Annotated in this window: 16 protein-coding genes; 6 read left to right on the top strand and 10 right to left on the bottom strand. The window is 46.0% G+C overall.

The features are described 5' to 3' along the window. The first annotated feature begins 13 nt into the window (after positions 1 to 13). Positions 14 to 802, top strand: coding sequence for an SDR family oxidoreductase (locus ACYVEA_RS16600; RefSeq protein WP_461114543.1), 789 nt, complete (start codon positions 14 to 16; stop codon positions 800 to 802). An 85-nt stretch (positions 803 to 887) separates the two neighbouring features. Here ACYVEA_RS16600 and ACYVEA_RS16595 read toward each other — a convergent pair whose 3' ends face one another. The 7 genes from ACYVEA_RS16595 to galE form a co-directional block, all read right to left on the bottom strand. Beyond that, on the bottom strand, positions 888 to 1,547 hold the full coding sequence (locus ACYVEA_RS16595; protein ID WP_461114542.1) for a response regulator transcription factor: 660 nt from the start codon (positions 1,545 to 1,547) through the stop codon (positions 888 to 890). Positions 1,548 to 1,610: 63 nt separating this feature from the next. Further along, the gene (locus ACYVEA_RS16590; RefSeq protein WP_461114541.1) at positions 1,611 to 2,423 is read right to left on the bottom strand and encodes a sensor histidine kinase; all 813 of its coding nucleotides are present in this window, start codon (positions 2,421 to 2,423) and stop codon (positions 1,611 to 1,613) included. Positions 2,424 to 2,533: 110 nt separating this feature from the next. After that, on the bottom strand, positions 2,534 to 3,208 hold the full coding sequence (locus ACYVEA_RS16585; protein WP_461114540.1) for a hypothetical protein: 675 nt from the start codon (positions 3,206 to 3,208) through the stop codon (positions 2,534 to 2,536). A 13-nt stretch (positions 3,209 to 3,221) separates the two neighbouring features. Further along, positions 3,222 to 3,629 carry a hypothetical protein gene (locus ACYVEA_RS16580; RefSeq protein ID WP_461114539.1) on the bottom strand — a complete coding sequence of 136 codons (408 nt, stop codon included), beginning with the start codon at positions 3,627 to 3,629 and terminating at the stop codon, positions 3,222 to 3,224. A 413-nt stretch (positions 3,630 to 4,042) separates the two neighbouring features. After that, on the bottom strand, positions 4,043 to 4,903 hold the full coding sequence (rfbA, locus tag ACYVEA_RS16575; protein WP_461114538.1) for a glucose-1-phosphate thymidylyltransferase RfbA: 861 nt from the start codon (positions 4,901 to 4,903) through the stop codon (positions 4,043 to 4,045). Between the two features lie 82 nt (positions 4,904 to 4,985). Beyond that, complete coding sequence (gene rfbB, locus ACYVEA_RS16570) at positions 4,986 to 6,044, bottom strand: dTDP-glucose 4,6-dehydratase (RefSeq protein WP_461114537.1); 1,059 nt, start codon at positions 6,042 to 6,044, stop codon at positions 4,986 to 4,988. Positions 6,045 to 6,147: 103 nt separating this feature from the next. Then, positions 6,148 to 7,179 (bottom strand): UDP-glucose 4-epimerase GalE, encoded by a 1,032-nt coding sequence (gene galE, locus ACYVEA_RS16565; protein WP_461114536.1) that lies wholly within the window; start codon positions 7,177 to 7,179, stop codon positions 6,148 to 6,150. A gap of 130 nt (positions 7,180 to 7,309) precedes the next feature. On the opposite strand from galE, the gene ACYVEA_RS16560 reads away from it, so the two are divergent. Next, the gene (locus tag ACYVEA_RS16560; RefSeq protein WP_461114535.1) at positions 7,310 to 8,185 is read left to right on the top strand and encodes a transglutaminase-like domain-containing protein; all 876 of its coding nucleotides are present in this window, start codon (positions 7,310 to 7,312) and stop codon (positions 8,183 to 8,185) included. Positions 8,186 to 8,248: 63 nt separating this feature from the next. Here the strand turns inward: ACYVEA_RS16560 and ACYVEA_RS16555 are convergent, their stop codons facing one another. After that, entirely contained in the window at positions 8,249 to 8,875 is a 627-nt protein-coding gene (locus tag ACYVEA_RS16555; protein WP_461114534.1) for a 4'-phosphopantetheinyl transferase family protein, read from the bottom strand. A 66-nt stretch (positions 8,876 to 8,941) separates the two neighbouring features. Between ACYVEA_RS16555 and ACYVEA_RS16550 the strand changes: the two genes are divergently transcribed. The 3 genes from ACYVEA_RS16550 (at position 8,942) to folB (ending at position 11,318) form a co-directional block, all read left to right on the top strand. After that, positions 8,942 to 9,841 (top strand): WD40 repeat domain-containing protein, encoded by a 900-nt coding sequence (locus tag ACYVEA_RS16550; protein ID WP_461114533.1) that lies wholly within the window; start codon positions 8,942 to 8,944, stop codon positions 9,839 to 9,841. Between the two features lie 120 nt (positions 9,842 to 9,961). Then, the gene (locus ACYVEA_RS16545) at positions 9,962 to 10,891 is read left to right on the top strand and encodes a DivIVA domain-containing protein (protein WP_461114532.1); all 930 of its coding nucleotides are present in this window, start codon (positions 9,962 to 9,964) and stop codon (positions 10,889 to 10,891) included. Between the two features lie 76 nt (positions 10,892 to 10,967). Continuing rightward, positions 10,968 to 11,318, top strand: coding sequence for a dihydroneopterin aldolase (gene folB, locus ACYVEA_RS16540; protein ID WP_461114531.1), 351 nt, complete (start codon positions 10,968 to 10,970; stop codon positions 11,316 to 11,318). A gap of 86 nt (positions 11,319 to 11,404) precedes the next feature. Here folB and ytxJ read toward each other — a convergent pair whose 3' ends face one another. Then, positions 11,405 to 11,734, bottom strand: coding sequence for a bacillithiol system redox-active protein YtxJ (ytxJ, locus tag ACYVEA_RS16535; RefSeq protein ID WP_461114601.1), 330 nt, complete (start codon positions 11,732 to 11,734; stop codon positions 11,405 to 11,407). A gap of 54 nt (positions 11,735 to 11,788) precedes the next feature. Then, positions 11,789 to 12,097 carry a phosphoribosylpyrophosphate synthetase gene (locus tag ACYVEA_RS16530; protein WP_461114530.1) on the bottom strand — a complete coding sequence of 103 codons (309 nt, stop codon included), beginning with the start codon at positions 12,095 to 12,097 and terminating at the stop codon, positions 11,789 to 11,791. A 71-nt stretch (positions 12,098 to 12,168) separates the two neighbouring features. Between ACYVEA_RS16530 and ACYVEA_RS16525 the strand changes: the two genes are divergently transcribed. After that, on the top strand, positions 12,169 to 13,422 hold the full coding sequence (locus ACYVEA_RS16525) for a 3-deoxy-D-manno-octulosonic acid transferase (protein ID WP_461114529.1): 1,254 nt from the start codon (positions 12,169 to 12,171) through the stop codon (positions 13,420 to 13,422). The last annotated feature ends 19 nt before the right edge of the window (positions 13,423 to 13,441 follow it).

The following is a 13,441-nucleotide window of genomic DNA, read 5'->3' as shown; positions in this document are numbered from 1 at the left end:
CTTTGTAAACGACATGAATCTAGACTTAACTGGAAAAACGGCCCTCGTTGGCGGTAGCACACAGGGGATTGGCCGGGCTACCGCTGTTGAACTCGCTCTGCTGGGCGCAAATATTGTCTTGATGGCCCGCAATGAACAAACACTTAAGACGACGCTGGCTGCTTTAGATACGACCAAAGGACAAACCCATCACTACGTAGTAGCCGACTTTAGTCAGCCGGGTGCTGTCTTGAAAGCAATTTCGACACACTTAGCTCAATTCCCGGACGTACATATCCTCATCAATAATACGGGTGGGCCACCGGGTGGACCGTTGATTGAGGCTAAGCCAGAGGAGTTCGTCCAAACGTTCCATAATCACTTACTCAACAACCAGGCGCTGGTGCAGGCTGTTTTTCCATCTATGAAGCGGGCAGGTTATGGGCGGATTGTCAATATTATTTCAACCTCTGTAAAACAGCCGATTGTGGGTCTAGGCGTATCCAATACGATTCGGGGAGCTGTTGCACAATGGGCCAAAACGTTATCACTCGAAATTGCCCGTTTCGGCATTACGGTCAATAACGTTTTGCCGGGCAATACCCGAACGGCTCGTTTGGAGACGATGCTGGACATTCGCGCCAGGGCATCGGGAAAAACAGAAGAGGAAATTGAGAAACAGATGGAAAGCGAAATCCCAACGGGTCGGTTCGCTACGTCCGAAGAAGTGGCCGCGGCTGTCGCTTTTCTGTGTACACCCGCAGCGGCATCCATCAACGGAATCAATGTTCCGGTCGATGGCGGAAAGACGGGGAGCCTTTAAATGAATTGTACAGTTGTAAGGTTATAGAATAGTAAAGAGGGTTATTCCTACACTTGACAACTTTATAACCTTATGACTGTACAACTTAGACCAAGCTATTTTTAAACGCATAGGCTACCATACCAGCGGTGTTTTTGGTACCCGTTTTTTCAAGAATTCGCAACCGATGCCCCTCCACAGTACGTGGGCTGAGGAATATTTTCTCACTAATTTCATTGGTGGAAAGGCCTTCGCAAATCAGAATCAGTACTTCCTTTTCACGCTCGGAGAGGAGAATCTTACTATTATAAAACCCATTAACTGGTTTATCAACTTTCGTTTTATTTGTCATCTTGCGAAGCATTGCTTTCGAGACAAACTCTGTCAGGTAAACGCCTTCGTCCATCACCTTTCGAATGGCCTTTTCGACTTCACCCGCTTCGGCATCTTTAAGCAGATAACCACTAACTCCTTTCTCCAGCAGATGCAACACCATCCGGTCTTCATCGTGCATGGTCAGCACAACGATTTTAATGAGCGGATAGTGCTCACGCATGTAATCGGCCGTAGCCGTGCCATCCATTACCGGCATTTGCAGGTCGAGCAAGACGACATCGGGCGTTTTCCGGGCAATTTTATCAATCAGTTCCTGTCCATTACCCGCTTCCAAAATCAACTCAAAATCGTGAATCTGCCCAAGAATGGTGGCCATACCAATACGAAATAACGTATGATCGTCGCAGAGAGCCAGTTTGATTTTTCGCATAGAGGAGGTAGAGTTTAAGCCAGATGCCTGTTAGTCGTTGTCAACGATAATTGAGCAAACAAATTAACTCAATAAATCAACAGGCTGAGCATCATGCCGATGAACCTGCACATGAATCTGCGACCCACGGCCAGGGGCTACGTCGAACGTTACATGTCCGTTCACTACGTTCAGGCGGCTTTCAATGGTACGCAATCCCAGGCCACCCTGGCGATTTTCCATAATTGCGTCGAAATCGAACCCTACTCCATCGTCCACTACCGACAAACGTATCTCATTATCAAGGCAAAGTAACTGAACGGCGATATGCCTGGCGCGGGCGTGTTTAATGGCGTTATTGACCAGTTCCTGCGCAATTCGGTAGAGCATTAGCTCCAAGGCGGGAGGAATTTGAACGGCCGATTCAGGATACGTCAATTGTACTTCCAGTTCGCCGTCATTAGCCCGGTCGATCAGTTCTTCGAGGGCGGCCAGCAAACCGAACCGTTCGAGGGTTGTAGGAACCAGATTACGGCTGATGCGCCGGACGTTGGTCATGGTTTCGTCAATCATAGACCGGGTTTTCTGAAACTCGAAACCTACCTGCACTTCGCCACCTAATTTACGTTCCAACTGATTCAGGCTCATCTTCGTAATCGACAGCATGGTGCCAATGCCATCGTGCATATCTTCGGCGAGCCGTTTACGCTCTTCCTCTTGCCCCCGAAACGTAGCGGCCATGAGTTCACGTCGATGTTGTGCCTGTAATTCCTTAAGCGATAACTGTTGTTTAGCCTGTTTTTGCTGATAATAGGCCACGAAGATGATGATGAACACTGCCATCATCAACAACACGGCCGTACCAACGGCAATTACAAATCCAGAGTCTACCGACATTACTTACAAATCAACCAGAGTAAGGTAAAGTTGACAAATATCGCTTTGAATGTCAATGATACGCCTTTACGATTGAGCGAGTGGTAAACTTAAATAGCTTATGGTCAAACTCATATTAAATTTTCCTGGTCGTATTTACTTGTCCAGAGCCCATAGGCAGAAAACAGGCAAAACATGACAAACAGTATCTGGCTTGCATTCCAATACTTATCAAATACTTCGGCAGGTACTTTGTTAATATCCTTGTACCAGTACTCACTAAAAAGCACGATAAAAAACGTGCCGGCCGCATAAATTAGCAAACCAGCTGTAAACCAGAACATGCTATGACTGGTAATACTTTTCACCCGCATGTCTGTCAATACTTTATTAAAATAACTCAATGAAAGAATAATTGAAAATAGTCTAAAGGCAGAGAGACTAATGGAGGAAACATCGGTGCTTTTATAGAAGGTAATTGTAATGGCAGCACAGATAATTGTGAGTACTATTAATAGCTTTTTATATAAGGGGTTATCAAAACTATATAAGAATATAAATCCTACTATTATGGTCTCGATAATGGCTTCTAAATTTTGCACATACAGTATATCAGGTATTAGAAACATATGAACGAGTGCATACGTATCTTTAAAAAAGAAGAAAATAAACAGATACCATATAATTCTTAAATTTCCCTTTAAAGAAGACAACCTGAAATAGCCAATTATTATAGGAAGACTGCTGCTTAAATATGAAATAAAATCAAGTGGATAACGCTCAATAAAATGCAGCAGTCTTTCCATAATTGCTTAATAACTAGGTATTAGTAGGACAATGTTGCGGACAAGTAAATCCATCTCCCACAGAACCACCACCTCCTCCATTATCATCTTTCATTCCAGATTTGTCAGCATAGATAGGCAAATCCCGACCCTGGGCATCTACCCCGGTTAGCAGCACACGGGGCACGAGTTGGCCCTTGTCTTTGGCTGTAGGCTTACCATTGACATCTTCCCAGCGTTTGGCATGATGAATACGTAGACCCACACAATCAGGATGATCCATCAGTTGTTTTATATGGTCAAGACCAAAAAACTCTGAGCGGACATACTCGTCCGGTTTTAGTTTTGCCTCGTTCACTTTACGTTCGCGGTAGGCATCTGTCATGCTTTGGGTCTCAGTCGGGCTAAGAATACGACCCGCGTCTTTGTTGAAAACACTCATGTAGAAAATGATTATAGATTAAGGTTCAATAAGGTTGCCCTGGAGATAGATATAATCGGAAAGCGGTGCCAAATTACAACAACCAGCTTAGTATGTCAATCTACGCCAGAACCTACTAAATCAGTATAAATGTCTATTTATTAACAACTTACACAAAATTGTTCCTTTATCAATACGTAGTTCTACGTAGTAAAATACGGGCTTTCGCCTATTTAGCTTTCTAAGCTTAGAATCAGGGTTTATGCGCTTAAAGAAGCACCTGCAAGCAACCTACCTTTGTATCGTAGCCAGTGACCGACTCAACTGAGTCAGGACGGGCAATGAAATTTCTCATAGGTTAGGTTTACAAAAAAACGCCGAAGCAGTTGCCTCGGCGTTTTTTTGCGGCCTAGGCCTTTCCGGGTTATATTGGTCTACTTCAGTATATTAAGCAAGTAGGCACCATAACCGCTTTTTATCAACGGCTGAGCAATCGTCTTGAGTTGATCGGCCGTGATAAACTTCATACGGTAAGCGATCTCTTCAATACAGCCAATTTTCAATCCCTGACGTTCTTCAATGACGTGAACGAATTGACCAGCTTGTATCAATGATTCGAAGGTACCTGTGTCAAGCCAGGCCGTTCCCCGATCCAGTACGCCAACTTTCAGTTGACCACGTTCCAGATAAACCCGGTTTATGTCCGTGATTTCCAATTCGCCCCGAGGGGATGGTTTAATATTTTTGGCAATTTCCACTACGTCGTTGTCGTAGAAGTACAGGCCGGGAACGGCATAGTTTGATTTGGGTTCATCTGGCTTTTCCTCAATGGACAGTACGTTAAACTGCTCATCAAATTCTACGACACCGTAGCGCTCAGGGTCATGTACCTGATAGGCATATACGACGCCACCTGTAGGATCATTATTTGCCTGAAGCAATTTCGATAAGCCCGAGCCGTAGAAAATATTATCGCCCAGAACAAGTGCCACTTTGTCGTCCCCAATAAATTCTTCACCGATAATAAATGCCTGTGCCAAGCCATCGGGGCTGGGCTGAACGGCATAACTAAACTGGCATCCGATACGTGTCCCATCACCCAGAAGTTTCTCGAAATGCGGCAAATCGTGTGGCGTCGAGATAATAAGAATATCCCGAATACCGGCCAGCATCAAAATTGACAGCGGATAGTAAATCATCGGTTTGTCATAAACCGGCATTAGCTGTTTGGAAACCGCCAGCGTGAGCGGATGAAGGCGCGTACCCGAACCTCCGGCAAGTATGATTCCTTTCATTTTTTAGCATGGGGCATGGGACGAGGGGCATGGGGTGTAGAGTGCTATTACCCTATGCCCCACGCCCCATGCCCCGCGCTCGTTAACGATTTGCGTACATTCCTTTATAATAACTCTGATAGGCACCGGACGTAACGTTTTCCAGCCAGGCCTGATTGGCTAAAAACCAGTCAACTGTTTTTTCAAGCCCTTCCTCAAACTGAAGCGATGGCTGCCAGCCCAGTTCGTTCATGATTTTATTCGCATCGATGGCGTAGCGAAGGTCGTGCCCGGCCCGGTCGGTAACGTACGTAATGAGTTGTGCCGATGTGCCTTCTGGCCGACCAAGTTTACGGTCCATGATCTGGCACAATAAGTGAACGAGGTCAAGGTTTTTCCACTCGTTGAAACCGCCAATGTTATAGGTTTCGCCCAGTTTACCTTTATGAAAAACGGCATCGATAGCACGGGCATGATCAACGACAAACAGCCAGTCACGAACATTTTCGCCTTTACCATAAACAGGTAATGGCTTGTTAGTCTGGATGTTATGAATCATCAGGGGGATCAACTTCTCCGGGAAGTGATTGGGACCGTAGTTGTTCGAGCAGTTCGACAGCACAACCGGCATTTTGTATGTGTTGCCATAAGCGCGTACGAAGTGGTCCGAAGCAGCTTTGGAAGCCGAATAGGGCGACTGTGGATCGTAAGCGGTTTCTTCAGTAAAGAAATCCTCCGGATTGTGTAGAGAGCCATACACTTCATCCGTCGATACGTGGTAGAATCGTTTCCCTTCAAAGCCACCCGTGCTTACCCAGCTATTTTTAGCTGCGTTGAGCAGATTAACAGTGCCTACTACGTTGGTCATCACAAACGACATCGGGTCGGTAATGGAGCGATCAACGTGCGACTCAGCCGCCAAATGAATTACACCATCAAAAGACAATTCAGCGAACATATCCTCCAGAAATTTCGCGTCCGTAATGTCACCTTTAATGAATGTGTAGTTCGGTGCGTTTTCAATATCCGACAGATTAGCCAGATTACCCGCGTAGGTTAACGCATCCAGATTGTATAGTTGATATTCAGGGTACTTCGTAACGAACAATCGTACTACGTGTGACCCAATGAACCCGGCACCGCCGGTAATAAGAAGTTTCATCTTAGTTAAGTTTTCGGCTTTCGGCTTTCGGCTTTCGGTTTACGATATTACGGAATATAGTTTCAGATACCCAAATGTCATAAACTAAAAATCGCAAACCTGTTTATTTAATTTTCTGCTGCCAGCGCCACGCATACCGCAGTGATTCTCCCAGTGGACGGCGGGCTGTCCAGCCTAATTCCTGGTTTGCTTTCGTAACGTCGGCATATACCTGTTCAACATCACCAGGTCGACGTGGGCCGATCACATAATTTACCTTAACGCCCGTTTCCTGCTCAAACGTTTTTATTACGTTTAGAACCGTTTCACCCCGGCCTGTACCAATGTTAATGACATCGTATGAGTAGTCCGTCGTTGCCTCGCTGAGCTTCTTCAACGCCTGTACGTGTGCATCGGCCAGATCCATTACATCAATATAATCTCGGATACAGGTCCCATCCGGCGTATTGTAGTCGTTACCATATACGGTCAAACTAGGTCGGATACCGGCAGCCGTCTGCGTAATAAACGGCACCAGGTTTGCCGGAACACCCAATGGTAATTCGCCGATTTCTGCCGATGGATGGGCACCAATCGGGTTGAAATAACGTAGCGCCATTGCGTTTACGGGAATCTGCGCCCGCACGGCATCGCGAATGATGTCCTCGCCGATGGCCTTCGTATTGCCATAGGGCGATTGCGCCGGAAGCCGGGGCGTCAGTTCTGTTACCGGCAAATGTTCCGGTTGGCCATATACGGTGCAGGACGACGAAAATACGAAGTTTGATACGTTGTATTTCGGCATTAACTCCAGCAACAGTAAAAGCGAGTCGAGATTGTTGCGATAATATTTCAGCGGTTGCGCTACCGATTCGCCAACGGCTTTGTAGGCGGCAAAATGAATAACGCCCATGGGAGCTTCCCGGCTGAAGATGTCTTCCATAGCCGCAACATCATTACAATTGATCGAATAACACGTGACATCGCGTCCCAAAATGGCACGCAATCCATCGAGTGCAGAGCGTTCTGAGTTCGAAAAATCGTCAACGATTATCGGTTCAAAACCAGCGTTAACCAACGAGACAACTGTGTGAGAGCCAATGAAACCAGCACCACCAGTAACCAGAATTTTAGGGGAATTGCCTGAGGTAGTCAAATCGTTATTTATAAAGATTTTGTTGCTACTTTAGCATAGCGAGTCATAAAACCAGACAAAAGTAGTATATTCATAAGGTTTCCGAAAACTGTTTTTATTCTAGGGTCATCCAGCAAAGCGGTACAAACGAATGAATGACAACCAATTGAAAGCTCTTATCTCGCTCTTAGACGACGACGATCGGGAAGTTGTTGAACATGTCGAACAGCAAATTCGACAAATGGGCGGGCAAATGATCCCGTTTTTAGAGTCAGAATGGGAAGGAAGTTTTAATCCCGAACTTCAGAAACGCATCGAAGAAATTATTCACGATCTTCAGTACGAATCAGTGCTGGATCGGATGCGCGACTGGAAAAATGGGGGGGGCATGGACCTCCTCGAAGGATTATGGATCGTGGCAACGTATCAATATCCCGATCTTTCGTTAGCTAAATTAAGGCAGGACGTAGAGCAGTTATACTACGATGCCTGGGTCGACTTTAAACCCGACATGCACCCCGATGAGCAGATAAAGGCGATGAACAGCGCATTTTTTTCAAAATTGAAATTTGCGCCAAACACCAAGCATTTTCACTCGCCCGCCAACTCCATGATCAACCAGGTACTCGAATCGCGACGGGGTAACCCCATAACGCTTTGTATACTCTATATGCTCATAGCCAAGCGGTTGAATTTACCTGTTTATGGGGTCAATCTGCCAAATCTGTTCGTTCTGACCTACAAGAATAGCAGTGGTGTTCAGTTTTACATCAATGTGTTTAACCGGGGGTTAGTATTTACAACCAAAGATATTGATCAGTATATTGATCAACTGAATATCAAACGGTTAGACACGTTCTATCAACCTTGCACCAACGCTGACATCGTTCGTCGGGTATTACGTAATCTAACCCTGGCCTTTGAGAAAAACGGTGATACGGAGCGGGTCCGGGAGGTCGAGCAAATTCTTAATGCCGTACGGGACGATGGGGATGGACTGCCACTGTCTGATTATACGCAGCGGTAAAAAAAGTCGTAAGTCAGTGACCGCCACAGTCAGTTACTGACGACTATTGACTTACGACTTTTTTTAATACGCCACCGCCAGCAAACCGGGGCCGGTTTGAAAACAGCGAATTATTAATTTTTCTTCGTGATCGGGCAGATGGACGTGACCGACGAGTTGGCTCTGTCCATCCGTAAATGGTTCTACATGCAAATGGTCCCGAAAGGTGAGCTGGCGTTTTCCGTAAAGTTTGTACAGGGCTTCTTTCGCACACCAATAAACCGCCAGTCGGTTTGGATCACCGGCTGCGTGGGAAATTTCGTCATCGGATAAGACTCTTGGAACCACGCGCCGGAATTGTTCCCGAATTGGCTCAATATCAATACCAACCGGTCGTGACCGATGCAGCACCACAGCCGCCCAGCCTGTGGTGTGTGACAATGAAATATGCCAGGGTGAGTTAATCAGATGCGGTTTTCCGAATTCATCTTTCCGTAGACCGGCGTAGCTTATACCCTGCGCTTCGATCAATTGACGAATAGCCACCCGACACGCTAGCCATTCGATACGTTGGCCCGCATGGCTGATACCCGCTAAATCTTCCTGTTCCGAAACGGTTAGCAGCAGATGAGCCTGAAGTGTCGGTTCGTCTTCTGTAATGGGCCGAAGCACGGCAAGGCACTCATTATTTGTATCTATCTGAAAAGTCACAAACCAAAGTTCGAGAAAAAGAAAGGTTTAACGACCTTTGACATTCAATTTGTTTGTCGTTGATCTGTGATTATTGAAAAAATTGATACGTTCGGGGGCCATCGGGACTGTGTTTATACGCTAGAGGCTGATTTGGAGCCCAATCAGTTTTTTTCGGCGGGTGCCGATGGATTGATCGTACGCTGGCGTCTCGACCGACCTGACCTGGGCGAGTTAGTAGCTAATATACCAGCCTCCGTGTATGCACTGGCCTTGCACCCAGTGAGTGGGCTACTGTGGGTTGGCCAGAATTATGAAGGTATTCACCTGATTGATACGTTTAATAAACGGGAAGTTGGTTCGTTGAAGCTTACTTCGGCCGCTATCTTCGACATCAAATTTCACAAAAATGATGCGTTTGTCGCGCTCTCCGATGGAGTCGTTGCTGTACTGGATGCTGAACAAATAGCTGCTAAAAAATACCTCAAGGCCTCAGATCAATCGGCACGATGCCTGACTATAAATCCGGTAGAGCGCGAACTGGCCGTTGGCTATAGCGACAAGTCGATACGTATCTTCGATCTAACGACATACGACCTCAAACGCGTGATTCCGGCGCATACGAATTCAGTCTTTACATTGGCTTACTCGCCAGATTTTCGATTCCTGCTTTCAGCCGGACGTGATGCCCATCTAAAGGTTTGGGACGTGGAGAAAAGCTATGACTTGCAAAACGACATCGTAGCGCATCTTTTCGCCATCAATCACCTGACATTCAGTCCCGATGGCAATCTAGTAGCTACGGCCAGCATGGACAAATCGATCAAGATATGGGACGCTGATACGTACCGTCTGTTGAAAGTTGTGGACCGGGCACGTCATGCTGGTCACGGCACGTCGGTCAACAAATTATTGTGGACAGACTATCATCAGGAACTTCTTTCAGCCAGTGATGACCGAACGATCTCGGTATGGAAAGTAAGTTAATACCTACCGTTTGAGTAGGATTCACCGGTTTTTCCTTCTATTTCTTGTAAAATCCGTATTATGCATGTTATTTCACCATTATCTGCTAGTCAGTAACTCATTATAATCCTAAGCGCACCCATGAAAATTACGCCCATCGAAATCCGGCAACAAACGTTTGAAAAAGGGTTACGCGGCTACAGAGCCGAAGATGTCGATGCATTTCTGTCTTCGTTATCTGAGGAATGGGAGAGACAAACCAGTGACTTTAAAATGTTAAAAATGCAACTTGAACTAGCAGAGAAAGAGCTGGGGAAACTGAAAGAAGTAGAAATGACCTTATTCCGTACACTTAAAACTGCCGAAGACACTAGTACTCAAATTACCGATCAGGCCAATAAAGCCGGTGAAAAATACATCAGCGAAGCACGCCAGAAAGCCGATGAAATGCTGGCCGACGCTCGTAAACGCTCAGCGCTGATGGTGCAGGATGCTGAAAATCAAGCTCGTTATCTGAAAGATAATATTTTAAATGATCTAAAGTCACTAGAACATGACTTTAAGGCATTAGAGAGTTATAAAGAAAATTTATCTGTGCAAATTCGCACGCTTGCCAGTAATGCCGTTGACAGCGTAGAGCGCTTTGAGAAAAAATTCGCCAAACAAAACCTGAAAGGAAAAATAGACGAAGTGGCTATGCAGATTACCGAGGAATTGAAGGAGGCTGATGCTAAAAAGCAAACGCCCGGTGAAGCCGCGTCTGACATACCCCTAGAACCGGCCACCAAGCCAAATTCGGTGGCCGATCTACCTCCATTAGCGGACCGCACTACGTCGATACCTGAAGCGATTCCGGTAGACGAAGCCGTTGTTGCAAAACTTGAAGAAGCTACTCATCCAAAACCAGAAGCAGTTCAAGAGACAGCCCCAGTTTCTGAAACAGAAACGCCTGATAAACAGGCCATTCCTGTTTCAACAGTATCACAAGCCACTATGTCCGAATCGAAGCCTGACGAACTGAAAGAAGCATCGCAACCAAATAAAAGCGGCTCTTTTTTCGACCAGATCTAAGTGAAATAATCATACGGGTAGAAATCCGCATTTTCAAGCCGCTCTCTGGTCAGAAAGCGGCAGTTCTGCACTATTTATGGGAACAATTGCCTTAGAAGGCCTGGAGTTTTTCTCCTATCATGGTTTTTATGATGAAGAGCAAAAAATGGGCAATAAATATTCGGTGGATATTGTCGTAACGGCAGATTTCTCCGAAGCCGCCCGTCGCGATCGCCTGAGTGCAACCGTTAACTATGCCGATTTGTATCAGATTACGGCCAAAGTCATGCAGCAATCCGCTCGCTTGCTCGAACATATAGCCCATCAGATTATTCAGAATATACGCGCCAAATATCCTGATCTACAATCCGTTGAAGTAAGCGTTTCAAAGTTCAACCCACCCATTGGGGGCGTTTGCCATCGGGCAAAAATCACGCTTAAAGAGTAAGAAAAGAAACGGACGAGGGGAAGAAAGGGGCTGATGGGAGATAATACCCATGTTTTCCTTTCTTCCCCTCGTCCGTTTCTCCTTTCTTATACCGCCTGTTGCAGACCCGCAAATGAAATAGACATGTGCGAAGCATCGTATATACACTCGCCATTGCGAATTAGCAGCACCTGGGGAGACTCGTGCTCGACGCCAAATTCACTTTCGATTTTTCTCGAAATGGGTCGATTTGCCAACAAGTCCAGATAGTACGGTTTCACACCTAGTTGGTCGCTCCAGTTGCGTTCCATCCGGCTAAGAGCCATTGCACTAATTGAGCAGCTTGTGCTATGCTTAAAAATCAGCACCGGCTGCCTCGCCGACTCTTCTTTAATAGCATCCAGTTGAGCGTCGCTCGTGAGTTTGTTCCAGTTCATTGTAACAACATACATTCTGTTGACGTAAAATCATTTTTCACGCTGAAAAGTTCGTCAGTTTTCGGGCGTATATCGTAGCTTCTCCGCCATTTCTGGAGAGATGGATTCGGCATACATACCATACGCATCGACCAACACACCTTTATTGCCGTTTTTAGCTTCAATAGCATATACTACGGCCTCATCGCCGGGATCAGTCATCCCTTCAAACCGATATACCTCAACGATATCGAAATCGGCAGGATGCAGTTCAACGTTATCGGGTTGACAATGCAGACGATCCGATTTAAGGTTATAATCCTGAATAAAGCCTTGTTTACGGAGCCCTTCAATAGCTTCAGTGAGTGTATCGTAAGTGTTCATGAACGGGGGAGTTTGCTAATAGAGTTTGTAACTTTGTAAGTATAATTAATAATAACCAAACGCTCATTCGCTTGTTTGCGGGATTCTATAACACAGGTATTTTCACGTTTCAATTCCTGATGCGGCTGGTGGCTCCATTGAACCGTAAGGCCCGACAATGGGTCGATGGACGGCAGGATTGGCAAGCTCATCTGTCGGCAAAACTCGCCAAAAATTCAGAAAATCCAATTGCCTGGTTCCATGCGGCTTCGTTGGGTGAATTTGAGCAGGGACGACCCGTAATCGAAGCCTTTCGAGCGCACTATCCTGCCTATAAAATCCTGCTGACTTTTTTTTCACCTTCGGGTTATGAAGTACGGAAGAACTACGACGGAGCCGATTATATCGTTTATCTACCCGCTGATACGCCCCATAATGCCCGACAATTTGTTGCTTTAGTGAAGCCCCAAATTACGTTTTTCATCAAGTATGAATTTTGGTATAATTATCTCTACGAATTAAACACAGCCAACGTAGCAGTCATTTCGTTTTCTGCCATTTTCCGACCAAGCCAGCTTTTTTTCAAGCCCTGGGGGGGCTTTTACCGCAACCTGCTACGTTATTTTGATCATATTCTGGTGCAGAATCAGGAGTCGGTTGATTTGCTGGCCAGTATCGGGATCACGAATGTGACAAAGGCAGGCGATACGCGCTTTGATCGCGTAGCACAGGTGGCAGCGGATAAGAAGGAAATTCCGCTGGCCGCTGCTTTCAAAAATAATCAACCTGTGCTGGTTGTGGGCAGCGCCTGGCCAGAGGACATGCACGTATTGATTCCTTTCCTGAACACGTTCAACCGATCGCTACGTATCATTATTGCGCCACACGAAATTCATGACGATGAAATTGAACGCTGGCGAAGCCAATTGGCCAAGCCTTCTGTGCGATTTTCGCAGACAAACGAACCGGAGATACGTAACGCCGAAATACTTTTTATCGACAACGTCGGGATGCTTTCATCACTCTATCAATACGGCGAATTTGCTTACATTGGTGGAGCATTCAAGCAGGGGTTACATAACATTCTGGAAGCTGCTACGTTTGGGATGCCGTTGTTTTTTGGACCGGAGTATGCTAACTATCAGGAAGCTGTCGATTTAGTAAAAGAAGGGGCTGCTTTTCCGGTAAGCACAGTAGCCGAACTGACATTGGCGTTCACGAAGCAGTACCTGGACCGATCAGAAGCGGCTCAAATTAGTCGTGATTATGTGCAACGGAACATTGGCGCAACGGCTCAGGTTATGAATGTTGTAGAACTAATAATGAGTGAAAGAGTGAAAGAATGAAAGGGCGATTTGCCTGTAT

It is taken from the genome of Spirosoma jeollabukense, from assembly GCF_054777855.1.
This window is presented reverse-complemented; position numbering and strand designations above follow the sequence as displayed.

Coding starts and splice junctions, on each gene's coding strand:
- ACYVEA_RS16600 (WP_461114543.1), top strand. CDS start 14: ATGAATCTAGACTTAACTGGAAAAACGGCCCTCGTTGGCGGTAGCACA.
- ACYVEA_RS16595 (WP_461114542.1), bottom strand. CDS start 1,547: ATGCGAAAAATCAAACTGGCTCTCTGCGACGATCATACGTTATTTCGT.
- ACYVEA_RS16590 (WP_461114541.1), bottom strand. CDS start 2,423: ATGTCGGTAGACTCTGGATTTGTAATTGCCGTTGGTACGGCCGTGTTG.
- ACYVEA_RS16585 (WP_461114540.1), bottom strand. CDS start 3,208: ATGGAAAGACTGCTGCATTTTATTGAGCGTTATCCACTTGATTTTATT.
- ACYVEA_RS16580 (WP_461114539.1), bottom strand. CDS start 3,629: ATGAGTGTTTTCAACAAAGACGCGGGTCGTATTCTTAGCCCGACTGAG.
- rfbA (WP_461114538.1), bottom strand. CDS start 4,903: ATGAAAGGAATCATACTTGCCGGAGGTTCGGGTACGCGCCTTCATCCG.
- rfbB (WP_461114537.1), bottom strand. CDS start 6,044: ATGAAACTTCTTATTACCGGCGGTGCCGGGTTCATTGGGTCACACGTA.
- ACYVEA_RS16560 (WP_461114535.1), top strand. CDS start 7,310: ATGAATGACAACCAATTGAAAGCTCTTATCTCGCTCTTAGACGACGAC.
- ACYVEA_RS16545 (WP_461114532.1), top strand. CDS start 9,962: ATGAAAATTACGCCCATCGAAATCCGGCAACAAACGTTTGAAAAAGGG.
- folB (WP_461114531.1), top strand. CDS start 10,968: ATGGGAACAATTGCCTTAGAAGGCCTGGAGTTTTTCTCCTATCATGGT.
- ytxJ (WP_461114601.1), bottom strand. CDS start 11,734: ATGAACTGGAACAAACTCACGAGCGACGCTCAACTGGATGCTATTAAA.
- ACYVEA_RS16530 (WP_461114530.1), bottom strand. CDS start 12,097: ATGAACACTTACGATACACTCACTGAAGCTATTGAAGGGCTCCGTAAA.